The sequence below is a fragment of the Goodfellowiella coeruleoviolacea genome, assembly GCF_024171785.1.
Classification (GTDB): domain Bacteria; phylum Actinomycetota; class Actinomycetes; order Mycobacteriales; family Pseudonocardiaceae; genus Goodfellowiella; species Goodfellowiella coeruleoviolacea.
Genome location: NZ_JAMTCK010000016.1, coordinates 120,238 through 141,701, shown reverse-complemented (window position 1 = coordinate 141,701; position 21,464 = coordinate 120,238). Strand labels below are relative to the sequence as shown.

General features: G+C 70.8%; 21 protein-coding genes and 3 tRNA genes. 13 read left to right on the top strand and 11 right to left on the bottom strand.

Annotation, left to right across the window (positions count from 1 at the left end; all coding sequences use genetic code 11):
* Positions 1-145: 145 nt before the first annotated feature.
* Entirely contained in the window at positions 146-457 is a 312-nt protein-coding gene (locus LX83_RS29785; RefSeq protein WP_253777328.1) for a hypothetical protein, read from the top strand.
* A gap of 206 nt (positions 458-663) precedes the next feature.
* Here the strand turns inward: LX83_RS29785 and LX83_RS29780 are convergent.
* Positions 664-746 (bottom strand) — tRNA-Leu (locus tag LX83_RS29780).
* A 137-nt stretch (positions 747-883) separates the two neighbouring features.
* Between LX83_RS29780 and LX83_RS38100 the strand changes: the two genes are divergently transcribed.
* From LX83_RS38100 to pknB, 7 genes are all read left to right on the top strand, one after another.
* Positions 884-2,098, top strand: a complete 1,215-nt coding sequence (locus tag LX83_RS38100) for a DUF3662 and FHA domain-containing protein (RefSeq protein WP_308204076.1) — start codon at positions 884-886, stop codon at positions 2,096-2,098.
* Positions 2,099-2,152: 54 nt separating this feature from the next.
* Positions 2,153-2,611 carry an FHA domain-containing protein FhaB/FipA gene (locus LX83_RS29765; RefSeq protein WP_253777326.1) on the top strand — a complete coding sequence of 153 codons (459 nt, stop codon included), beginning with the start codon at positions 2,153-2,155 and terminating at the stop codon, positions 2,609-2,611.
* Positions 2,608-4,098, top strand: a complete 1,491-nt coding sequence (locus LX83_RS29760) for a PP2C family protein-serine/threonine phosphatase (RefSeq protein WP_253777324.1) — start codon at positions 2,608-2,610, stop codon at positions 4,096-4,098. Before LX83_RS29765 ends, LX83_RS29760 begins: the two co-directional genes overlap by 4 nt.
* 1 nt (position 4,099) lies before the next feature.
* Positions 4,100-5,575, top strand: coding sequence for an FtsW/RodA/SpoVE family cell cycle protein (locus LX83_RS29755; protein ID WP_308204075.1), 1,476 nt, complete (start codon positions 4,100-4,102; stop codon positions 5,573-5,575).
* On the top strand, positions 5,572-7,041 hold the full coding sequence (locus LX83_RS29750; RefSeq protein ID WP_253777322.1) for a peptidoglycan D,D-transpeptidase FtsI family protein: 1,470 nt from the start codon (positions 5,572-5,574) through the stop codon (positions 7,039-7,041). Before LX83_RS29755 ends, LX83_RS29750 begins: the two co-directional genes overlap by 4 nt.
* Positions 7,041-8,651 carry a serine/threonine-protein kinase gene (locus tag LX83_RS29745; protein ID WP_253777321.1) on the top strand — a complete coding sequence of 537 codons (1,611 nt, stop codon included), beginning with the start codon at positions 7,041-7,043 and terminating at the stop codon, positions 8,649-8,651. Before LX83_RS29750 ends, LX83_RS29745 begins: the two co-directional genes overlap by 1 nt.
* 103 nt (positions 8,652-8,754) lie before the next feature.
* Entirely contained in the window at positions 8,755-10,767 is a 2,013-nt protein-coding gene (gene pknB / locus LX83_RS29740) for a Stk1 family PASTA domain-containing Ser/Thr kinase (RefSeq protein WP_253777320.1), read from the top strand.
* A 403-nt stretch (positions 10,768-11,170) separates the two neighbouring features.
* Here pknB and LX83_RS29735 read toward each other — a convergent pair whose 3' ends face one another.
* The 3 genes from LX83_RS29735 to LX83_RS29725 all read right to left on the bottom strand — a co-directional run bounded on the left by LX83_RS29735 (position 11,171) and on the right by LX83_RS29725 (position 13,124).
* Complete coding sequence (locus LX83_RS29735) at positions 11,171-11,812, bottom strand: aminodeoxychorismate/anthranilate synthase component II (protein ID WP_253777319.1); 642 nt, start codon at positions 11,810-11,812, stop codon at positions 11,171-11,173.
* Positions 11,813-11,919: 107 nt separating this feature from the next.
* Positions 11,920-12,075: a hypothetical protein gene (locus LX83_RS29730; RefSeq protein WP_253777318.1), complete on the bottom strand. Its 156-nt coding sequence runs from the start codon at positions 12,073-12,075 to the stop codon at positions 11,920-11,922.
* On the bottom strand, positions 12,075-13,124 hold the full coding sequence (locus LX83_RS29725; protein ID WP_407649694.1) for a class E sortase: 1,050 nt from the start codon (positions 13,122-13,124) through the stop codon (positions 12,075-12,077). The genes LX83_RS29730 and LX83_RS29725 overlap by 1 nt, the downstream gene beginning before the upstream one ends.
* A gap of 707 nt (positions 13,125-13,831) precedes the next feature.
* Here LX83_RS29725 and crgA point away from each other — a divergent pair.
* Both crgA and LX83_RS29715 read left to right on the top strand, forming a co-directional pair.
* Positions 13,832-14,098 (top strand): cell division protein CrgA, encoded by a 267-nt coding sequence (crgA, locus tag LX83_RS29720; RefSeq protein ID WP_253777317.1) that lies wholly within the window; start codon positions 13,832-13,834, stop codon positions 14,096-14,098.
* 226 nt (positions 14,099-14,324) lie between these two features.
* Entirely contained in the window at positions 14,325-14,771 is a 447-nt protein-coding gene (locus tag LX83_RS29715) for a PH domain-containing protein (RefSeq protein WP_253777316.1), read from the top strand.
* Positions 14,772-14,864: 93 nt separating this feature from the next.
* Here LX83_RS29715 and LX83_RS29710 read toward each other — a convergent pair whose 3' ends face one another.
* Complete coding sequence (locus LX83_RS29710) at positions 14,865-15,746, bottom strand: rhomboid family intramembrane serine protease (protein WP_253777314.1); 882 nt, start codon at positions 15,744-15,746, stop codon at positions 14,865-14,867.
* 63 nt (positions 15,747-15,809) lie between these two features.
* Complete coding sequence (locus LX83_RS29705; RefSeq protein ID WP_308204074.1) at positions 15,810-16,370, bottom strand: peptidylprolyl isomerase; 561 nt, start codon at positions 16,368-16,370, stop codon at positions 15,810-15,812.
* Between the two features lie 94 nt (positions 16,371-16,464).
* Between LX83_RS29705 and LX83_RS29700 the strand changes: the two genes are divergently transcribed.
* Complete coding sequence (locus tag LX83_RS29700; RefSeq protein ID WP_253777312.1) at positions 16,465-17,184, top strand: hypothetical protein; 720 nt, start codon at positions 16,465-16,467, stop codon at positions 17,182-17,184.
* A gap of 87 nt (positions 17,185-17,271) precedes the next feature.
* Here LX83_RS29700 and LX83_RS29695 read toward each other — a convergent pair whose 3' ends face one another.
* Together LX83_RS29695 and LX83_RS29690 are read right to left on the bottom strand one after the other, a co-directional pair.
* Positions 17,272-17,871: a DUF2020 domain-containing protein gene (locus tag LX83_RS29695; RefSeq protein WP_253777310.1), complete on the bottom strand. Its 600-nt coding sequence runs from the start codon at positions 17,869-17,871 to the stop codon at positions 17,272-17,274.
* 58 nt (positions 17,872-17,929) lie between these two features.
* Positions 17,930-18,808 (bottom strand): CPBP family intramembrane glutamic endopeptidase, encoded by an 879-nt coding sequence (locus LX83_RS29690; protein WP_253777308.1) that lies wholly within the window; start codon positions 18,806-18,808, stop codon positions 17,930-17,932.
* Between the two features lie 144 nt (positions 18,809-18,952).
* Here LX83_RS29690 and LX83_RS29685 point away from each other — a divergent pair, with 144 nt between their 5' ends.
* Both LX83_RS29685 and LX83_RS29680 read left to right on the top strand, forming a co-directional pair.
* A complete protein-coding gene (locus tag LX83_RS29685) occupies positions 18,953-20,191 on the top strand; it encodes a sensor histidine kinase (protein WP_253777502.1) in 1,239 nt (412 codons plus the stop codon).
* Complete coding sequence (locus LX83_RS29680) at positions 20,179-20,817, top strand: LuxR C-terminal-related transcriptional regulator (RefSeq protein ID WP_253777307.1); 639 nt, start codon at positions 20,179-20,181, stop codon at positions 20,815-20,817. Before LX83_RS29685 ends, LX83_RS29680 begins: the two co-directional genes overlap by 13 nt.
* A gap of 185 nt (positions 20,818-21,002) precedes the next feature.
* On the opposite strand, the gene LX83_RS29675 is transcribed toward LX83_RS29680, so the two are convergent.
* The 3 genes from LX83_RS29675 to LX83_RS29665 form a co-directional block, all read right to left on the bottom strand.
* A tRNA-Ala gene (locus tag LX83_RS29675) sits at positions 21,003-21,078 on the bottom strand.
* A gap of 32 nt (positions 21,079-21,110) precedes the next feature.
* Positions 21,111-21,233 carry a DLW-39 family protein gene (locus LX83_RS29670; protein WP_253777306.1) on the bottom strand — a complete coding sequence of 41 codons (123 nt, stop codon included), beginning with the start codon at positions 21,231-21,233 and terminating at the stop codon, positions 21,111-21,113.
* A gap of 65 nt (positions 21,234-21,298) precedes the next feature.
* Positions 21,299-21,372 (bottom strand) — tRNA-Ile (locus LX83_RS29665).
* Between the last annotated feature and the right edge of the window lie 92 nt (positions 21,373-21,464).

Here is a 21,464-nt window from a genome sequence, read left to right as displayed (position 1 = left end):
CGCGCGCGTCGCGCAGGCCTCGACCCCCGGCCGGTCCCGGTCGGGGGCAGCCACCGACTGTTCGCTGTCCGCTGAAGAAGCAGTCGATGCGGCACAGCACCGCACCCACCGTCCAGCCATCTCGGGCCCCGGTGGGGCTGCCAGCGTGGGTGAGCAGCAGAGCATCACCATCCCGCCGCAGGTCGGGCGCCGAGCACGCCCGGGCAGCGTCGACGGCGTCAACGGCGTCAACGGCTACCCCGACAACCCCGACCACGGTGCCGACGTCGCAGGCGCCGGCCCGCGCCCACTGCCGGGCATCGCCGGGCAGACCTTCCTGCTGGCCTTCCAACTGGCCGCGGTGAACCCCCGAAAACAACAGGTGTGCTTTCGGACACATCAGCAGAACGGGGGTGTCGCCGGCCGGCACCGAACTCGCCGCCGCAATGCCCTGCCATTCCCGGCTTACCGTCCCTGAACAGGGCAAAGATCGTTCACGACAGGGTGAAGCAGGAAAACTCCCCGGCCTTGCCAACACCTTCCGGCGCACGGGTGAGTTCACGAACCAGAAACACCTGGAGACAACAACAGTGGGGCGGCCACCGTGATGGTGACCGCCCCACTGTTTGAGCCTCAGCTCGTTTTCGTCACTCGGGTTCGGCTGATTTCACAACCGACCCCAAGTGGGCGAGGAGGGAGTTGAACCCTCACGTCCTTTCGGACACACGGACCTGAACCGTGCGCGTCTGCCATTCCGCCACTCGCCCTCTCGGGCACTAGCCCTTTGAGGTGACGCGCAGAAGCGTAGCACGACTTCCGCCCAGGGTTAAAACGGACCCGTGTCACGTCTCGTCGGCCCGGATACGATCGGGTCGAGAAGTCGTCCGTGTGGGAGGTAGTGACCGTGGGCCTCGTGCAGCGCTTCGAGCGCCGTCTCGAAGGCATCGTCGGCAACACCTTCGCTCGGGTGTTCGGGGGCAGCGTCGTTCCCCAGGAGGTAGCACAGGCGCTGCAGCGGGAGTGCGACGTCAACATCCGCGAGCTGGCGGGCGGCCGGCTGCTCGCCCCCAACCACTACAAGGTGCTGCTCGGATCGGCCGACCACGCCCAGCTGGCCGGCGACGAGCAGGCTGAACAGCGCATCACGCAGCTCTTGGCTGACTGCGTGGAGGAACATCTCGTTGAGCACGGATGGGACACCTATGGTGACGTCGTAGTCTCCCTGGAGCGCTCCGACGCGCTGCACACGGGACAATTCCGAACCAGCTCGTCCGTCGACCCCGACGTACGCCGACGGTCAGCACCACCTCGCACCGCAGGAGACCGATCCATGAGCCAGCCTCCCGGCTACGGCCAGTACCCCGAGGGCGACCCGTACGCCCAGCAGGGGCAGCACGGCTACGGACAAGGCCAGTACGGCAACGACCAGGGCTACGGCCAGCAGCAGGGCTACGGCCAGCCCGGCGGCTACGACCAGGGCTACGGCGCCCAGCCTGGCGGCTACGACCAGGGCTACGGCCAGCAGGGTTACGGCGGCGCCCAGCCCGGTTACGACCAGGGCTACGGCGGTGGCCAGCCCGGTGGTTACGACCAGGGCTACGGCGCCCAGCCCGGGTATGACCAGGGTTACGGCGGCGCCCAGCCCGGCGGCTACGACCAGGGCTACGGCGCCCAGCCCGGCGGCTACGACCAGGGCTACGGCCAGCAGGGTTACGGCGGCGCCCAGCCCGGTTACGACCAGGGCTACGGCCAGCAGGGCTACGGCCAGCCCGGCGGCTACCAGGACCCGTCCGGCGGCAACTACGTCCCGCCGGGCATGCAGAGCGGTCCCCGGCAGGCCAGCCTCCAGCTCGACGACGGCTCCAACCGGACATACTCCCTCAAGCAGGGCGGTAATGTGGTCGGGCGCGGCCAGGACGCGGACTTCCGTCTGCCCGACACCGGGGTTTCCAGGAGGCACCTGGAGATCACCTGGGACGGGCAGAGTGCGATGCTCGCTGATCTCGGTTCGACAAACGGCACTACGGTGAACGGCACACCGGTGCAGACTTGGCAACTCGCGGACGGCGACGTCGTCCGCATCGGCCACTCTTCACTGGTCTTCCGGACACAGGGCTGAGCGGTCGAGCAGGCAGCGGCAGTCGTCACTTCCAGGCGGGAGCGTTCACAACTAGTGCCAGAGCTGGTGATGCAGCTGACCAGAGCGGGGTTCCTGATCCTGCTCTGGTTGTTCGTGCTGGCTGCGCTTCGAGTGGTTCGTTCGGATCTCTACGCCGCTTCGGGACTTCGCGTGTCGGCTCCCGGCTTCCGCCGGGACAAGGAGAAGGGCCGCAGGGGCAAGGCGGCCAGGCAACTCGTGGTCACCCACGGGGCGTTGGCCGGCACGCGCATCTCCCTTGAGGGGCGGCCGATCCTGATCGGCCGGGCCGACGACTCGACCCTGGTACTCGACGACGACTACGCGTCCACCCGTCACGCGCGGTTGTCGCTGCGTGGAACCGACTGGTACGTGGAGGATCTCGGCTCCACGAACGGCACCTATCTAGACCGGGCGAAGGTCACGGCACCCCTCCGGGTCCCGCTCGGCGTCCCGATCCGCATCGGCAAAACGGTGATCGAGCTGCGCTCATGACCCTCGTCCTCCGCTACGCAGCCCGCAGTGATCGCGGCCTGGTTCGCTCCAACAACCAGGACTCCGTGTACGCGGGCCCTCGCCTGCTCGCACTCGCCGACGGCATGGGTGGCCATGCCGCGGGTGAAGTGGCCAGCAAAGTTGTCATCGCCGCACTGGCCCACCTCGACGACGACGAACCGGGCGACGACCTGCTCGGCCAGTTGCGCGAGGCGGTGTTCTCCGGCAACAGCGCCATCTCGGAGCTGGTGGCCAGCGACCCCGAGCTGGACGGCATGGGCACCACGCTCACCGCCGTGCTGTTCGCGGGCAGCCGGCTGGGCCTGGTCCACATCGGCGACTCCCGGGCGTATCTGCTGCGCAACGGCACGTTCGCGCAGATCACCCATGACGACACGTTCGTCCAGTCGCTGATCGACGAGGGCCGGATCACCCAGGAGGAGGCCGAGAACCACCCGCAGCGCTCGCTGCTGCTGCGGGCGCTGACCGGCCACGAGGTGGAGCCCAGCCTCGCCGTGCGCGAAGCCCGGTCCGGCGACCGCTACCTGCTGTGCTCCGACGGCCTGTCCGGTGTGGTCAGCCTGGAGACGCTGAGCGAGGCCATCCAGATCCCCGACCCGCAGGCCTGCGCCGACCGGATGATCGAGCTGGCGCTGCGCGGCGGCGGCCCGGACAACGTGACCTGCATCGTCGCCGACGTCGTCGACGTCGACTACGGCGAGGACGCGCCCATCGTGGGCGGTGCGGCCGGCGACGGCAGCGAGGAGCAGCCACCCCCGGACTCGGCCGCGGCCAGGGCCGGCGCCATCACCGCGCCGCCGCGTCCCCCGGTGCAGCGGTTCGAGACCCCGGTGGACCCTCCCGACCCGGGCCGTAAACGGCGCCGGCGACTGCGGACGCTGCTGCTGCTGGTGCTGGTGCTGGCACTGGCGGGCGGAGCCCTGTTCGCCGTGCGGTACTGGGTGATGCGCCAGTATTTCGTCGGGGCCAACGAGGAGCGCCAGGTCGTCATCTTCCAGGGGGTGACCGGCAGCATCCTCGGGGTCAGCCTGCACACCCAGGTCGAGGGGTCGTGTCCGGCCGGCGAGCAGAACTGCGAGCCGATCTACCTGGACGACCTGCAGGGCGCCGCCCGGGAGACGGTGCGGACCGGCATCACCGACGTGGACGGCCTGGCTGGCGCGCGCGCGGCCATCGCCGAGCTGCGCACCGAGCGGCTGCTCCCCCCGTGCATCACCGAGCCCCAGTCCGAGCAGCCGGTCAGCGGGCAGCCCAGCGGCGACCAGCAGTCGTCCAGCGTGCAGCCGACGTCCAGCGCCGGTGTGCCCAGCTCGTCGGTCAGCAGCGCGCCCAACTCGGCCGGATTCTCCATCCCGTCGGGGAGTGTGGTCACCGACTCCAGCGCGCAGTCCTCGCCGAGCCAGGAGTTGACCTCGGTGTCGCGCCCGTCGCAGAGCCCGGGCGTGAACTGCCGGAAGGATCGGTAAGGTGACCACGCCTGTTCCCACGGCTGGAGGCAGCCCTGGCGGGGCGAGCGGCCCGACCTCCACCGCCCCCAACCTGCAGCCACCCACGCGCCGCAACACCGAGCTGTTGTTGTTGGCGTTCGCCGCGTTCATGGTGACGCTCTCACTGGTTCTGGTCGAGGGCAACCAGGAGCAGGCGATCACCATGGAGGTCGGCTACTACGGGCTGGCGTTCCTGGTGCTGTTCGGCGCCGCCCACCTGGCGGTGCGCCGCTGGGCGCCGTACGCGGACCCGCTGATCCTGCCGTGCGCGGCCCTGCTCAACGGGCTCGGCCTGGTGATGATCCACCGGATCGACCTGGCCAAGATCGAGTCCACGCTGCGCAGGGGCAAGACGGTGTGGGAGCCCGAGGCACCGCAGCAGGTGGTGTGGACCGCGCTGGGCCTGGTGCTGTTCGTGGCCATCCTGCTGGTGGTGAAGAACCACCGCACGCTGGCCAAGTTGGGCTACACCTTCGGCTTGGCCGGCCTGGTCGCGCTGGCCCTGCCCGGCATCCTGCCCGCGCCGCTGTCCCGACCGGTCAACGGCGCCAAGATCTGGCTGCAGTTCGGCTTCGCCAGCATCCAGCCGGGTGAGTTCGCCAAGATCATGTTGATGATCTTCTTCGCCTCGTTCCTGGTGGCGAAGCGGGACCTGTTCACCGCGGCCGGCCGCCGGTTCCTCGGCATGGACCTGCCCAGGGCTCGCGACCTCGGCCCGATCATCGCGGCCTGGCTGGTGTCCATCGGCGTGCTGGTGCTGGAACGGGACCTGGGCAGCTCGCTGCTGTTCTTCGGCATCGTGCTGGTGATGCTCTACATCGCCACCGAGCGGGCCGCCTGGGTGGTGTTGGGCCTGTCCCTGTTCGTGGGCGGCTGCCTGGTCGCCTACCAGTTGTTCAGTCACGTGCAGATCCGGGTGGCCAACTGGCTGCACCCGCTGCACGACGTCTACGACAAGAGCCTCCAGGTGGCGCAGGCGCTGTTCGGCCTGGCCACCGGCGGCCTGTTCGGCACCGGCCTTGGCAACGGCCGGCCGGACCTGGTGCCCGAGGCGCAGACCGACTACATCACCGCCGCGCTCGGTGAGGAACTCGGCTTTGTCGGACTGGCCGCGATCCTGCTGCTCTACGGCCTGCTGGCACTGCGCGGCCTGCGCAGCGCGCTGGCCGTGCGCGACTCGTTCGGCAAACTGCTCGGCGCTGGTCTCTCCTTCGCCGTCTGCCTGCAGGTGTTCGTCGTGGTCGGCGGCGTCACCACACTCATCCCGGTGACCGGTCTGACCGCGCCGTTCCTGTCCAAGGGAGGGTCTTCCCTGCTGGCCAACTACATCCTGATCGCACTGCTGCTGCGGATCTCGGACGCGGCGCGGCGGCCCCAGCCGACCAGCAAGCCCAAGCGCCCGCCCCAGCCGGCCATCGCCGACCAGAGCACGGTCATGGTGGAGCGGCCCTCATGAACACGCCGATGCGCCGGGTCGGCCTGGCCATGATGGTGATGGTGTTGCTGCTGCTGGCCAACGCCACCTACGTGCAGATCATCGCCGCTGAGCGGTACCGCACCAACGACGCCAACCAGCGGGTGCTGCTGGACCAGTACGGCCGCAAGCGCGGCCAGATCATCGCGGCTGACGGCCAGCCACTGGCCAGCGTGCAGGAGACCAACGACCGGCTGCGCTACCTGCGCACCTACCCCAAGGGCCTGATCTACTCGCCGGTCACCGGCTACTACTCGACCAGCTACGGCTCCGCCGGCATGGAGCGGATCGAGGACGACGTCCTCAACGGTGACGACGACCGGCTGATCGTGAACCGGCTGTCCGACGTGATCACCGGGCGCGACCCGCAGGGCGGCAGCGTGCAGCTGACCATCAACCCGGCCGCGCAGGAGACCGCCTACAACCAGATGACCGAGAAGGGCTTCACCGGATCGGTCGTGGCGATCAAGCCGGACACGGGCGAGATTCTGGCCATGGTCAACACCCCGTCCTACGACCCGAACCTGTTGGCCACGCACGACGAGGCAGCGCAGAAGAACGCCTACACCGAACTGGACAAGGCCGAGGGCAACCCGCTGCGCAACAAGGCCGTGCAGGACATCTACCCGCCCGGGTCCACGTTCAAGCTGGTGGTGGCCGCCGCCGCGCTGGAGAACGGGGCGACCAAGGACACCCAGCTGCCCGCCCAGGCGGAGATCCAGCTGCCGAACACCAACACCACGCTGGAGAACTTCAACCACACCACGTGCGGCAGCGGGCAGACGGCATCGCTGCAGGAGGCGCTGGCCCGCTCGTGCAACACGGCGTTCGCCCAGCTGGCCGGTGACCTGGGCACGGACAAGCTCAAGGAGCAGGCGGCCAAGTTCGGTTTCGGCGAGCAGGGCCAGGAGATCCCGCTGCGCGTGCAGCCGTCGTCGGTGGGTGACATCCCGGACAAGGCCGCGCTGTACCAGAGCGGCATCGGCCAGCGCGACGTGGTGATGACCCCGCTGCAGGACGCGGTGGTGGCGGCGACCATCGCCAACGGTGGCGTGCGCATGCAGCCGCACCTGGTCAGCAAGGTGCTCAGCCCCAACCTGTCGGAGCTGGAGACGGTCGATCCCGAGGAGGTCGGCGAGGCGGTCACCCCGGCCACCGCGGCCACCCTGCGCGACATGATGATCGCCTCGGAGCAGCGGACCAGTGGCGGCGGCAAGCTGCAGGGCGTCACCATCGCCTCCAAGACCGGTACGGCCGAGCACGGCACCGACCCGAAGAACACCAACCCGCACGCGTGGTACGTGGCCTTCGCTCCGGCGGAGAAGCCCGAGGTGGCCGTGGCCGTCCTGGTGGAGAACGGGGGCGACCGGGGGCTGGAGGCCACTGGCGGCTCGGTGGCGGCGCCGATCGGGCGCGCGGTCATCGGTGCGGTGCTGGGGGGAAGCTGATGCTCACATCCGGCCAGTTGCTCGCCGAGCGGTACCGCCTTTCCCGGCGGATCGCTGTCGGCGGCATGGGCGAGGTGTGGGAGGCCGCGGACACCCGGCTGGACCGCCGCGTCGCGGTCAAGGTGCTCAAGCCGGAGCTGTGCGGGGACGCCGAGTTCCTGCACCGGTTCCGGATCGAGGCGCGGACCACCGCGTCGCTGAACCACCCGGGCATCGCCGCGGTGCACGACTACGGTGAGACCGCGGCCGTGCCCGACGGCCCGCAGGACACCGCCTACCTGGTGATGGAGCTGGTCGAGGGCGAGCCGCTGGCCGCGATCCTGGCCAGGGAGGGCCGGCTGCCCGCGGACCGCACCCTGGACATCCTGGAGCAGGCCGGGGTGGCGTTGCAGGCCGCGCACCAGCGCGGCCTGGTGCACCGGGACGTCAAGCCGGGCAACATCCTGGTGACCCCGACCGGTGCGGTGAAGCTGACCGACTTCGGCATCGCCAAGGCGGCCGACGCCGCCCCGGTGACCCGGTCGGGCATGGTGATGGGCACGGCGCACTACATCGCGCCGGAGCAGGCGCTCGGTCACGAGGCCGAGCCGGCCAGTGACGTGTACTCGCTGGCGGTGTGCGGCTACGAGTGCCTGGCCGGGCACCGGCCGTTCCTGTCGGAGAACGCGGTGACCGTGGCGATGATGCACATCCGGGACATCGCCCCGCCGCTGCCGCCGGACGTGCCGCCGGGTGCGCGGGCGCTGATCGAGGCCACGCTGGTCAAGGACCCCCGGCACCGCTACCGCAGTGGTGGCGAGTTCGCCTCGGCGGTCACCGCGGTGCGCGCCGGCCAGCCCCTGCCGACCCCGTCCGGCCTGGCCATGGTTGGCCACCACCCGCAGGCGCCGGGCGTGCCGCCGATGCTCGCCGGTCCGCACGGCCAGCACCCGCTGACCCATCCGGGGTCGGTTCCCGGCATGCAGCCGGTGGTGCTGCCGCCGGCGCCGGTCGGACAGCCCGGTCCGCTTCCCGGACCACCGCAGGGCCCGCCGCCCGGACCGCCGCCGGGGCCGTTGAGCACCACCGGCACGTTCACCCCGATCCACGTTCCGGTGCAACGCGGCCGGACCGGCCTGTGGGTGCTGATCACCGTGCTGGTGGGAGTGGTGATCGTCCTGGGTGTCATCATCGCGTGGATGGCCGCGCCGCGGGATGACAGCACCGGTCCGGCACAGCCGAGGCACGGCACGTCGGGTTCCCGGGAACCCGCTGAATCCGAGGTGGTGCCGGGCGAGGACCATGGTGTCGACTCGGAGGACCAGGACGCCACCCCGCGGCGCACCGGCGGACAGAACACCAGGTCGGTCGAGCCCGAGGGGACCGACCAGGTGGGTGGTGTCACCGGCGCGGGCCACCAGGACCAGATTCCGGGTGGGATTCCGGGCCAGGGCGCTTTTCCCGACCAATCCGGGACAACGCCGCACGGATTCGGGAGTATCAACCGCAGTGTCGCGGTTGCTGAGTGGGTGTCGACCGGAGGGTCTCGTGTGGCGGCTGTTCCGGTTCCCCGCTCCGTGGCGAGGATCGAGAAGTTCGACGTGGTGCGGATGGGGTGCGGGCGGGCATGAACAAACCGGCCGCGCCAGCACGGCAGAATGAGGCACAACCGGGGCTTGCGGCAGACAAAGGCAGAATCAGACGACCGTTGACTAGGAGCGGGACGACGCACCCATGAGCACTCCGCGACTGCTCTCCAACCGCTACGAACTGGGCGACACGCTCGGTTACGGCGGCATGTCGGAGGTCCACGGTGGCCGCGACGTCCGCCTCAGCAGGGACGTGGCGGTGAAAGTGCTGCGCGCCGACCTCGCCCGCGATCCCCAGTTCCAGGAACGGTTCCGGCGCGAGGCGCAGAACGCGGCGGCGCTGAACCACCCGGCCATTGTCGCCGTGTACGACACGGGTGAGACGCAGACCGAGTACGGTCCGCTCCCCTACATCGTCATGGAGTACGTGGACGGGCGAACACTCCGCGACATCGTCAAGTCGCAGGGGCCCCTGCCGGGCAAGCGGGCCATGGAGGTCATGGCCGACGTGTGCGCGGCCCTGGACTTCAGCCACCGGCACGGCATCGTGCACCGCGACGTCAAGCCGGCGAACATCATGATCACCAAGACCGGCGCGGTCAAGGTGATGGACTTCGGCATCGCTCGCGCCGTGGCCGACGGGCAGGCGGCGGTCACCCAGACGGCCGCGGTAATAGGGACCGCCCAGTACCTGTCGCCCGAGCAGGCGCGGGGTGAGGCGGTCGACGCCCGCAGTGACGTGTACGCGGCCGGTTGCGTGCTGTTCGAGCTGCTCACCGGCGAGCCACCGTTCACCGGTGACTCCCCGGTGGCCGTGGCCTACCAGCACGTTCGAGAAGCGCCGCGGCCGCCGTCGGCGTTGAACCCCAACGTGATCCCGGCGCTGGACGCGATCGTGCTCAAGGCGATGGCCAAGGGCGCGGCCAACCGCTACCAGTCGGCCGCGGAGATGCGCGGTGACCTGGTCCGGGTGTTGTCCGGGCAGCGTCCGTCCGCGCCGGCGGTGATGACCGAGGAGGACCGCACCTCGATCATGAACCAGTCCCGTCCCACCGAGGTGGTGACGGGGCGGCACCGGCCCAGCGCGGTGACCTCGACCGGTGTCGGCCTGGACGCCGACGATGACGACGAGGCCGAGCGCCGCGCCAAGCGCAAGAAGAACCTGACGATCGCGTTGATCGTGGTGCTGTGTCTGGCGGTGCTCGGTCTGGTCGCCTGGATCACCAGCGGGTTGTTGAGCAACAACAACCCGCAGAACAACGCGGACAACAAGGTCACCGTGCCGAACGTGATCAGCAAGACCGAGGCGGCGGCGCGCGGTGACCTGTCCTCCCTGGGACTGACTCCGGTGATCACCCCGGTGCCGTGCCAGGCGGGCCCGGACGGCAAGGCCCCGTGCACCAGCGACCAGGTCGGCAACGTCATCGAGGTCGACCCGGCCGTGGGCACGTCGGTGGACAAGGGCTCGACGGTGACGATCAAGGTCGGCAGGAGCCCCGACCAGGTGGCCGTGCCCGACCTGAAGGGGCTGACCATCACCCAGGCCCAGAACAAGCTGGCCGAGGTCGGGCTGAAGATGTCGTCGAACACCACCAAGGAGGAGACCGAGGACTCCAGCCTGATCGACAAGGTGATCGACTCGCAGCCGCCGGCCAACCAGAAGGTCGATCCGGGTATCGAGATCACCGTGACCCTGGGCAAGGCCCAGGAGAAGGTGACGTTGAACGACTACACCGGCCAGACCTACGAGAGCGCCAAGTCGTCGTTGGAGGCGGCCGGGTTCACGGTGCAGCGGCAGGACGTGGACGGCACCCAGCCGCAGGGCCAGGTGGTTGGCCAGTCCCCGAAGGCCGGCAGGGTCGCCAAGGGCACCCAGGTCACGCTGCAGGTCTCCAAGGGCAACAAGTTCGAGATGCCCGACCTGTCCGGGATGACCGAGGAGCAGGCGCAGAGCGAGATGGTGGGCAAGGGCTGGACCGGCAGCTTCAACGTGCAGCAGACGCCGGTGCTCGACGTCCGGGAGAACGGCAAGATCCAGGAGCACACGCCCAGGGCGGGCAGTTCGATCAGCAAGACCGACACGATCACCATCGAGGTGGGCAGGTTCGACCCGACGGGCGGCAGCAGCCCGCCCAACATCGGCGGCGGCAACCGCTGACCGTCACCCGATAACCTCAGCCTGATCCGACGGGGCTGGCAGCCGGCACCCAGTGCCGCACTGCCAGCCCCGTCAGCACATCCAGACCCTGGTGTTCACCGGCTTTCCACCCCAGACAAGCCCCCGCCCTCCCAGGGGGGCGACCCCAGGTCCAGCCTACCCACGCCCCCACCTGCGGGAACCACTGTCGCCGTGGCCTGTGGACAACCACGCCGGCTGTGGACAACCGGCACCTCGAACAGGTGAATCTGTGCGGACACGACGCTGGATGTGCTACGCGCAGACCGCACGAAGCAACCCACCGGCCAGCGCGGCACGGCCCGCCGGCCACCGCCCGCATCCAGCGGTCCGGCCCACCCGGGGGCCGTTCCCGCCCGCACCAACGGCGTGGGCGGGGTGGACGTCAGCTGCGGGCAACCGCGGCGACCCGGTTCACCTCGTCCTCCAGCGCGCGCACCGTTGCCTCCGGCACCGGGTAGCCGCACGTGGCCAGCCAGTTGGCCAGAATCCGGTGCCCGCCCTCGGTCAGCACCGACTCGGGGTGGAACTGCACTCCCTCGACCGGCAGCTCGCGGTGCCGCATGGCCATCACCACGCCACTCTCGGTGCGCCCGGTGACCTCGAACTCCGCCGGGATGGTCTCGGGCAGCACGGTCAGCGAGTGGTACCGGGTCGCGGTGAACGGCTGAGGCAGGCCGGCCAGGACGCCGCCGCCGTTGTGGTGCACAACGCTGGTCTTGCCGTGCAGCAGTTCCGGCGCGAGATCCACGGTGCCGCCCCACACCGCGCCGATCGCCTGGTGCCCCAGGCACACACCCAGCACTGGCACGCGCCGGTCAGCGCAGTACCGGATCACGTCCATGCTCGCCCCGGCCCGATCCGGTGTGCTCGGTCCAGGGCTGACCAGCACACCGTCCGCCTCGTCCACCTCGGTGAGCTGAACGGCGTCGTTGCGGCGCACCACGCAGTCCACACCCAACTGGGCGAGGTACTGCACGAGGTTGTAGACGAAGCTGTCGTAGTTGTCGACGACGAGCACGCGCATGCTCGTCAGCTTATGCCAGCCAGCCCTCGTCTGGCTCGGGCCAACAGCGCCACACCCGCGGGCGACTCGGGAAGTACCGGTGTGCCCGGTCACGTCAGCCGCGGCGGCTACTCGGTGGTCACGTCGTTGAACGGAAGCATGGGCTCAACCCAGGGGAACACCACGAACAACAGCAGGGCCACCACGCCGAGCACCAGCAGCACCGCCTCGGCGATCCGCACGGCCAGCGGACCAGGCAGATGCCGCCAGATCCACTCGTACATCACTGCTCCTTGAGTTCCTGGGGCAACTCGTTCGGCTTGGCCGGGTCCTTCTGCCACTGCTTGACCAGCACTCCGTGGATGATCAGCCGCTGCCGGTTGGAGAACCTGGGGTGGCAGGTGGTCAGCGTGAGCAGGGACACCTGTTGGCCGGCGGGCAGCTGCCCGGAGTAGTACGGCACCGGTTCGATCACCTCGCCCTGGCTGGGGCTGACGATCTCCTGCCCGACGGTTCGGGCGTAGGGGCCGCCGTTCGGGGCTGACGCGTCCTTGAGCGGCTTGACCTGCGCGCACCTCGGGTCGGTCGAGCCCTTGCCACTCGCCCAGTCCGCCTCCTCGTCGGCCTTGGGCAGCACCCGGTAGACGAACCAGTCCGAGCGCGTCTCGATCACCACCGCGTCACAGGAGTTGAGCATGTCGAGGTCGTTGAAGGGCGAGCCCTTGCCCACCCGGTGGCCGGCCACCGCGAAGTTGCCCGGTTCACCCGGCAGTGCGGTGCCCTTGTAGTGGCCGGGGCCGATCTCCAGGTCGCGGTCCGTGGTGCCCTCGACGATGGTGAACTGGTAGTCCGTGCCGAAGCCGGGGATGTAGAGCTTGGCGAAGCCCTGACCGTCGGCCAGGTTGTAGTGGGCGGTGCGTTCCTGCCCGTTGTCGTTGTCGACCGTGGCCCACTCGTTGTCCAGGGCGCTGGTGGCCTCGTCCTGCTTGCCCGCGGACATCCAGTCGGTCACGTAGACCTCGTAGACGACGAACAGCAGCATCACCAGACCGGCCGTGACCAGCAGTTCGCCCAGCGTCCGCACGCTCTTGCGCAGCGGGCCGTCCGCCGCCGGGGCCAATCGACCCCCGGTGTCGTCCGCCTCGGCCAGGTCGGCGTCGGACTGGGCGGTGTCGGACTGGTCGGCGCGCAGGCCGACTTCGGTGTCCAGGTCGGCCAGTGCGTTCTCGGTCGCGGCGGGCTCGGCTGGTTTGTCCACCAGCTTGGGGATGACCTGGGTGGGTGCCTCGGCCAGCGCGGTCGCCGGCGCGGCCTGGCGGCCGGTTGTCCGCACCGGAAGCGGTGGACCGGGAACCGGGTTGGGCCGGCCCTGGTGGCGGCGGGCGTGGGGAGGCGGCGGCATGGGTGGCGTGCCGCCGGGCAGGCCACCCGGCCGCCGAACCGGCACGGTCAGGTCCGCCGGCGCCTCCGCCGCCTGGCCAGCCGGGTTGGACCCGGTGGGGGGCTGCGGGCCGGGCTGCCGCGACCTAGGGTTGCCGGCCGGCGGCACCTGGCGGGTGGGGCCGGGTCGGGCACTGGTGAGCCCGGGTGCCCCGGCCGGTGGGAACGGCCCGGTGGGGGGCGTTGACCTGGGGCGGGGCCGGGGGGCCTGGGGCAGCTGACCGGCGGGCGCCCGGTGCTCGGCCGGCTGGCCGGTGCGGCGCGTGGCGTCAGCCGACGGGCCGGCGGCCGGCGCCTGGGCCGGGGGGCGCGGTGTCGACGCGAGGGACTGCACGTAGGGTCGGGCTCCGCGTGGCGGCGGACCGTCCGGCGTGTCACGGCCGGGCAGGGGTGGGTCGTAACTCACCGAGAGAACCTCCCGCGCTGTCGTCCTCGACCTGCTGGCGTCCCCGCGACGACGACAGGGTCGATCCGGCGCTGCCCTGGGGCCTACTTAGTCTTCGCTGACCTTCTCCGCTACGTTAACGTGTTCCAATGGTGAGGGTCGTGAAGTAGCGGCACTCACGAACCGAGCGCTCGACGTCAGGCGAGGACAGCCCCATGCCGAAGTCCAAGGTCCGCAAGAAGGCGGTTTACACGCCGCCGACCGACCGCCGTACGCCGGTGAAGGCGAAGGCAGCCGCACCGTCGCACCCGATCTACGTCGCCGTGATGCTGGCGATGATGCTGCTTGGCCTCGCCTGGCTCGTGGTCAACTACATCGCCGGCACCAGCGTACCGATCATGAAGGACCTCGGCGCATGGAACTTCGCCGTCGGGTTCGCCCTGATGATCGTCGGCCTGTTGATGACGATGCGCTGGCGCTGACCCGCACAGTCACCCGAAGTGATCGGCCCGGGCGTGCTCACACGTCCGGGCCGTGTTGTGTCCACCGGTTGTTCACGTAGTTCAGCAGCGCGTCACCGAACCACACGCGTGTAACTCATCCCCAATGGGGACAACTCCTGTGGATAACTTTGCGCCATTTTGCACAAGCGCCGGTAGCGCGGCTCAGTTGTCCACAGGCACCGCCGAATGCGGCAGACTCGATGGCGTGACAGCGCCGCGTCCGTCCCAAGCCTGGTCCCCGTCGGCCTCACTGGTGGTGATCGGCTGGGTGTTCACCGCCTGTGCCATCCTGCTCGCCGTCCTCGCCGGCGACGCCCCCGGCCGGGTGCTGTTGGCCGTGGCCGCGCTCGCCGCCGGCCTGCTCTCCCTGCACGGCACCCTGGCCCGGCCCCGGCTCGCCGTGGACGAGACCGGCGTGACCGTGCGCGGGCTGACCAGGACGCGGCACTGGAGCTGGGATCGGGTGAGCGTCCGGGTGGTGCACACCCGTCGACTCGGCCGGCAGTCCGCCATGCTGGAACTGGACGTCCAGGACCAGGACGGGAGCGGGGAGAACGGCGGCGAGGAGCTGGTCGTGCTCAGCCGGCTCGACCTGGCCGCCGACCCCGAGGACGTGGCGGACGCGCTGGCCGGTCTGCGGCCGGCCGGCTGAGCGCACCCTCCTGGGCAGCACCCTCCTGGGCAGGATCCTCCTGGCCGACCCTTCCGGTCCACCGGGCCAGTACGCCGGCCCGGTGTGTCGCGGTCAGCTCCCCGAGCGGTAGAAGCACTCCAGTTCGGGCACCCGTTGGCACTCGATGGTCTCGGCGAGCGTGACGTCCCGGAACACCACCAACCCGACCAGCGCCACGAACAGCACCGCCAGCGTGCCCGCCTGCCAGGCCGTCCGGTTCCTGGCCGGCGAGTAGACCATGCCGACCATGGCCAGCGCGCCCACGACCAGCCCGCCGATGTGGCCCAGCAGGGAGATGTTCTGCACGCTCACGCTGAGCACCAGGTTCAGCGCGATCACACCCAGGGCCATGCCGGGGTTGAGCCGGAGCCGGATCACCGCGACCAGCATCGCGCCCATCAGGCCGAACACCGCGCCCGACGCGCCAGCCACCTGCTGGCCCAGGTCACCGAACAGGAACACCGCGGCGCTGCCGCCGATCAGCGACAGCACGTACACCGCGACGAACCTGAGCCGGCCGAGCACCAGCTCCAGGTCCCGGCCCAGCACCCACAGCGACACCATGTTCAGCGCCAGGTGGATCGGACCGAAGTGCAGGAACCCGCTGGTCAGCAGCCGCCACCAGTCACCGGCGGTGACCGCGGGCGGCCACAGCGTCCAGTCCCGGAACAGCTCCGCGTGCTGGTTGTCGCCCGCGCTGTTCGCCTGGATGGCGGTCACCAGGTAGAGCAGCACGTTGACCGCGATCAGCACGGGCACCACCAGTGGCCGACCGCGCAGCGGCGCACCGGCCACGGTCACCGGCCGGCGCACCGTGCGCCGCGCGCCGGCCACGCAGTCGACGCACTGGTGGCCGACGGACGCCTCCAGCAGGCACTCCGGGCAGGCCGGCCGGCCACACCTGGTGCAGCGCAGCCCGGTGGGCCGGTCCGGGTGGCGGGCGCAGACGGTCATCTCCGGCTGCGCCCCGGCCGGCTCATGCGGTGATGAGTGCGGAGGAACGGCCACGACGCCCGGTCAGCTTCCGGTACCGCGCTCGATCTCGACGCTGTTGATCACCACGTCGGTGATCGGCCGGTCGCCCGCGGCGGTCGGCGTGTTGCTGATGGCGTCGACCACGTTGCGGGACTCCTGGTCGGCGACCTCACCGAAGATGGTGTGCTTGAAGTTCAGCCAGGTGGTGGGGCCCACCGTGATGAAGAACTGCGAGCCGTTCATGTTCGGCCGGCCCGGGTTGGCCATGGCCAGCAGGTAGGGGCGGTTGAACTGCAGTTCGGGGTGGAACTCGTCCTTGAAGTCGTAGCCGGGACCGCCGCGGCCGGTGCCGGTGGGGTCACCGCCCTGGATCATGAAGCCGCTGATCACGCGGTGGAAGATCGAGCCGTCGTAGAACGGCCCGCTCGTCCCCCCCTTGGCGTTCTGTCCCGTGTACTCCTTGGTGCCCTCGGCCAGACCGACGAAGTTCTTCACCGTCGTGGGGGCCTGGTCGGGAAAGAGGTTGAGCCTGATGTCGCCCATCGAGGTGTGCAGCGTCGCCGACACCTTCGTCCCAACCAGCGATTCGTTGCTTTCAGCCACGCGTCCATCGTGCCATCCACAAGCAGGAATGGTCGGAAAGGGGCAGGATGGAGACAACCGAGCGTGATTCACCGAACAGCTTCTGGAGCAGAAGATGGACGAGGTGCAGGTCATGACCCGAGCTGGCGAGTCCGTGGGCAGGGCACTCGGGACAGGATTGCGTGCGGTGCGCCAGGGAGCCGTCCGCGCGGGTCACGCGGGTGCGGAAGCGGCTTCCCAGGTGGTGGGCACGGCCGAGACCAAGCTGGCCGACCACGGCATCGTGCCGGACCGGCTGTTCGACGCGCTCAGCGAACGCGCCGAGGAGGTGGGTCGCTCGACCCGGCGGGCCAGGAAGAACCTGGCGCGGCAGCGCAGGCAGCTGGCCAGGCAGCGGCAGCGGCTGATCAGGCAGGGCCGCAAGAAGGGTGAGCGGTTGCGCGCCGACGTGCTCGACCGCGCCGACCGCACCCGCGACGACATCGCGCGGTTGACCGGGCGCGCGGCCGCGAAGGCGACCAGGAAGGCGGCGCGGGCCAAGAAGGTCACCCGGCAGCAGGCCCGGCGGGCGGCCCGTCTCGCGACGCGCAAGGCCGGCAAGCTCACTGCCACTCGCGAGATCGCCCGGCGGCGGCGCTGGCCGTGGCTGCTGGCGCTGCTGGTGGCCGCCGGCGCGGCCGGTTACGCCGTGCTGTCCCGGCGCCCCCAGGAGGTGCGGCTGCACGACGAGCCGGCCCAGTCGGGCGGTGGTGTGGACAGCGACTCGACCGCGGCCAGGGCCCAGGACACCAACGGCCAGCGCGCCCGGGACAACCACACCGCACGCCGGAGCTGAGCCGGCCGCGCACGTGCGGCGCGCACCGGTGCCCGGCGGCAGCGGTGCCGGTGCACCGGGCACCGGTGCCAGTTCACCCGTGGGGCTTCACAGCCCGAGGTTAGTGATCGTGGTCTCCACGACGCGGCGGGCCTTGACGCTCTGCTGCTGATTGGTGCTGGCGACCACGGCCGTGCCCTGCTTGGCCACCGCGTAGACGGCACCGTCCGCGTTGCCAAGCGACCCGCCGGTCCACCCGGCGGGTTGGCTGGCCGGGCTGGACGTGTCCGTGGGCGCGGCCTCGTCCACCACGGCCTTGGCCGTGGCCGCGTCACCCACGTAGACGCGCACGCTCAACTGCAGTTCGCCGTCCGGCCGGTAGAAGAAGCAGGCCGGGTGGGGCTGGTCGGCCGAGATGCGCACCTTGCTCACGCGCTGGCCGTTGGCCTCGGCCACGAACTCGGTGTCCAGGTAGGGGCAGGGCCCGTTCGCCGAGGGCGTTGGCGAGGCTGGCGCGCCCGACGACGTGGCCTGCCCCGCCGCCGTGCCGGTCGCCTGGCCGCTGGCCGCCTGGCTACTGGCCGGTGGCTGCGACCGGTCCGCCCGGCTGGTCGGGGTGGTGCTGCTCCCCTCGCCCCCCGTGCACGCCGTGACCAGGCCGAACAGCGCCACCAGGGGCGCGACGCGGGCGATCGCTCGTCTCGTCACGGGCCAAGTCAACCAGACGGCGGGCGCACTCGATCTCGGCCCGCGCCCCTGCTCGGCGTCACCCGAACGCGGGCGTTCCGCGCCGGCGCGCCACCAGCACCACACCGGCCACGGCCAGCGCGGTGACCAGCCAGGTCGGCCAGCTGAGCGGGCCGGCGGTGAGCGGGTCGACCTGGTCGGGGCGGGCGGCGACGAGCCTGGTCAGGGGAAGGGCGAACTCGTTCACCGCCACGTGCGCCGCCACCGCGGGCAGCACCGAGTCCGAGCGCAGCCTGATCCAGGCGACGACCGACCCGATCAGCACCGCCGAGATCACCATGGCCGGCAGGCCCACCAGCAGCGAGTGCCCCGGGTAGCTGCCACCGAGCGCGGTGACCGGCACGTGCCACAGCCCCCAGATGACCCCGCCGACGAGCACGGCCCGCGCCGTGCCCCACCGCATCAGCCGCGGCAGCAGGTATCCCTGCCAGCCGATCTCCTCGCCGAAGTACAGCGGCAGCGACACCACCGCGCTGGCCACCAGCCCACCGAGCACGGCCGCCGTGGGCAACCCGCCCGGCTGGTACTGGCCCAGCGCGGTGGCCAGGGCCAACCCGCCGGCGGTCAGCACGAGGGGCAGGGCGAAGCCGCCGAGGCACTGGGCCGCCGTGGTCGACCAGGACCGCGCCGGCCGCAGCCCCAACGCGGCGGGCAGGTCCCTGGCCCGGGTGTGCCGGGCGGTCAGGGCGACCGCCGTGGCCGCCGGCACCAGCATCATCGCGGCCAGGCACAGCCGCACCAGCGGGGAGGCGCTGTCCGCCGCACTGGTCCTGCGGAAACCGTCCAGCCACAGCGGCAGGGCGCCCAGCCAGGCCCCGGCGTAGGACACCACCACGAAGATCACCACTTGGCGCCGGACCGGCGCCGAACCCGACTTCACCGCTCGCACAGTCGTCATGTCGGCCAAGCTAGGCAGCCGGCCGGCCAACGGCAGTGGGGCGAGCTGGCCGGCCAACGGTGTAGCCCGCTACACCGTCCGCCCCGGTCGCGCCAGGACACAATCACCCCGGTGTGTCGACCCCGGGGAGGATCTGTGACGGTGATGGCGGTGCTGGCGCGGCAGTGGCCGCGGGTGCGCGCGGCCGGCTGGTACTGCGCGGTCACCTTCGCGGTCGGGCTGGGCTGTCTCGTGCTGTTCCCCGTGCTGCTGTACTCGACCGCGCTCTGCCTGGTGGGCCTCGGGCTGCTCGTGCTGCCGCCGGAACTGCGGCTGCTGCGCTGGCTGGCCAACGGGGAACGCCGCCGCGCTGGCCGGCACACCGGCCGCCCGGCCGGGGACGGCGGTCCCGCTGCCCGGCGGCTCACCGCACTGCTGCGCGATCCCGTGACCAGGCGGGATCTGCGCTGGCTGCCGGTTGCCATGCTGGCCGGGACCGTGTTGGGCGCGCTCGGGATCCTGTTGGCCGCGCTGCCGGTCGCCGCCCTGGGCGCGATCGGTCTGTGGTGGCTGTTCCCGGTGTCCGCGCCGATCCGGGTGCTGGGCAACATCCCCATCGACAGCTGGCTGTCCGCGGCCACCCTGGGCGTGGTCCAGCTGGCCGGCGCGATCGCCCTGGCCGTGGTCGGGCTGCCGCTGGTGGCCACGGCCGCCGCCGTGCTCAGTTCCCGGCTGCTCGCCCCGTCCGCCCGGCACCAGCTCACCGAGCAGGTCGAGACCCTGCGGTCCACCAGGGCCGGGGCGGTCAACGCGCACAGCGCGGAACTCCGCCGCATCGAGCGCGACCTGCACGACGGCACCCAGGCCAGGTTGGTGTCCGTCGCCATGCACCTCGGACTGGCTGAACGGCAGCTGCGGCACGACCCGCAGGCAGCCGCCGACCTGCTCGTCCGTGCCAGGGAGGGGGCCGAGGACGCCATGACCGAGCTGCGCGATGTGCTGCGCACCATGTACCCGCCGATCCTCGCCGACCGGGGCCTGGCCGGCGCGCTCACCGCCGTGGCCGCCCGCTGCGTCGTGCCCACCACCCTGGACGTGGCCGCCGACCTCGGTGAGCTGCCCGCGCCGGTCGAGGCCGCCGCCTACTTCACCGTCACCGAGGCGCTGACCAACATCACCAAGCACAGCGGGGCGAGCGCCGCCGAGGTCACCGTCCAGCGCACCGCCCCGGACCTGCTGCTGGTCCGCGTCCAGGACAACGGCCGGGGCGGGGTGCGGGAGGACCAGGGCACCGGCGTGGCCGGGATGCGCCGCCGGGTCGCCGCCCTGGACGGCACCCTGCGGGTGAGCAGTCCGGTGGGCGGACCGACCACCATCGAGGTGGAGTGCCCGTGCGGATCGTGATCGCCGAGGACAACGTGCTGCTCGCCGAGGGGCTGGCGCTGCTGCTGGGCACCTGCGGGCACGAGGTGGTGGACCGGGTCGCCGACGCCGACTCGTTCGTGCGCGCGGTGGCACAGCATCAGCCGGACGTGTGCGTGGTGGACGTGCGGCTGCCGCCGTCCTTTCGCGACGAGGGCATCCGCGCCGCGCTGCGGGCCCGCCGGCAGCGGCCCGGTCTGCCCGTGCTGGTGCTCTCGCAGTACGTGGAGGAGACCTACGCCGGGGAGCTGTTCGCCGACGGCGCCGGCAGTGTCGGCTACCTGCTCAAGGACCGGGTGGGGCGGGTGGAGGAGTTCCTGGACGCGTTGCACCGGGTCGCCGCGGGCGGCACCGTGATGGACCCGGAGGTGGTCAAGCAGCTGCTGGTGCGCCGGCACAACCCGATCGCCACGCTGACCCAGCGGGAACGCGAGGTGCTGGCGCTGATGGCACAGGGCTACGGCAACGCCGAGATCGCCGGACGGCTCGTGGTGACCGAGCGTGCCGTGCACAAGCACGTGGGCAACATCTTCGCCAAACTCGACCTGCCGCCCACCGATCCGGGACACCGACGGGTGCTGGCGGTGATCGCCTACCTCAACGCCTGACGTCACCGCCCGGCCGCAGTGCCTGAACTCAACGCCTGAACTCAGTGCCTGGTCGCACCGAGCCTGGTCGCACCGACTGAACGCTCGGCGCGACCCCGACGGAAGCGGCCGACGCTGCCGGGCGGGTGCGCGGCGGCCGGAAAAAAGAAACAGGGCCGGCGCCTGCCGACCCTGTCACACCCTTGTGGTGGAGACGAGGGGAATCGAACCCCTAACCCCCGCCTTGCAAAGGCGGTGCTCTGCCAATTGAGCTACGTCCCCCCGGCGAGCGGGAGAACTCCGCTCGCTCTGGCTCAGCTCTCGCTGGGAGCAGTGGCCTCGCGCCACAGGTCAGCCTCGGCCTTGGCGGAGCGCTGACGGCGCACGACCAGCAGGACTGCACCAGCCACAGCCACGAGTGCGAGAAGCTTCTTCACGTCCGGTCCCTCCTCAGTGGTGGCCTGTCGACTCGGGTCTTCTGACCCGTAGTGGACCAGCGGAGTGGGCCTAGCTGGACTCGAACCAGCGACCTCTTCGTTATCAGCGAAGCGCTCTAACCGTCTGAGCTATAGGCCCTCGGAAGCAACGGAGGAAAGATTACCCCACACCCGCGCTCCCACCAAAACCAGGGGCCCCCCAACCCGGCCGGACCGCCGGTCCGCGTCGGT

Excerpts from the sequence above, each read along its gene's own strand:
- LX83_RS29760 (WP_253777324.1), top strand. The coding sequence starts at position 2,608 with ATGACCCTCGTCCTCCGCTACGCAGCCCGCAGTGATCGCGGCCTGGTT.
- LX83_RS29750 (WP_253777322.1), top strand. The coding sequence starts at position 5,572 with ATGAACACGCCGATGCGCCGGGTCGGCCTGGCCATGATGGTGATGGTG.
- LX83_RS29745 (WP_253777321.1), top strand. The coding sequence starts at position 7,041 with ATGCTCACATCCGGCCAGTTGCTCGCCGAGCGGTACCGCCTTTCCCGG.
- pknB (WP_253777320.1), top strand. The coding sequence starts at position 8,755 with ATGAGCACTCCGCGACTGCTCTCCAACCGCTACGAACTGGGCGACACG.
- LX83_RS29735 (WP_253777319.1), bottom strand. The coding sequence starts at position 11,812 with ATGCGCGTGCTCGTCGTCGACAACTACGACAGCTTCGTCTACAACCTC.
- LX83_RS29730 (WP_253777318.1), bottom strand. The coding sequence starts at position 12,075 with ATGTACGAGTGGATCTGGCGGCATCTGCCTGGTCCGCTGGCCGTGCGG.
- crgA (WP_253777317.1), top strand. The coding sequence starts at position 13,832 with ATGCCGAAGTCCAAGGTCCGCAAGAAGGCGGTTTACACGCCGCCGACC.
- LX83_RS29710 (WP_253777314.1), bottom strand. The coding sequence starts at position 15,746 with ATGACCGTCTGCGCCCGCCACCCGGACCGGCCCACCGGGCTGCGCTGC.
- LX83_RS29700 (WP_253777312.1), top strand. The coding sequence starts at position 16,465 with ATGGACGAGGTGCAGGTCATGACCCGAGCTGGCGAGTCCGTGGGCAGG.
- LX83_RS29690 (WP_253777308.1), bottom strand. The coding sequence starts at position 18,808 with ATGACGACTGTGCGAGCGGTGAAGTCGGGTTCGGCGCCGGTCCGGCGC.
- LX83_RS29685 (WP_253777502.1), top strand. The coding sequence starts at position 18,953 with ATGGCGGTGCTGGCGCGGCAGTGGCCGCGGGTGCGCGCGGCCGGCTGG.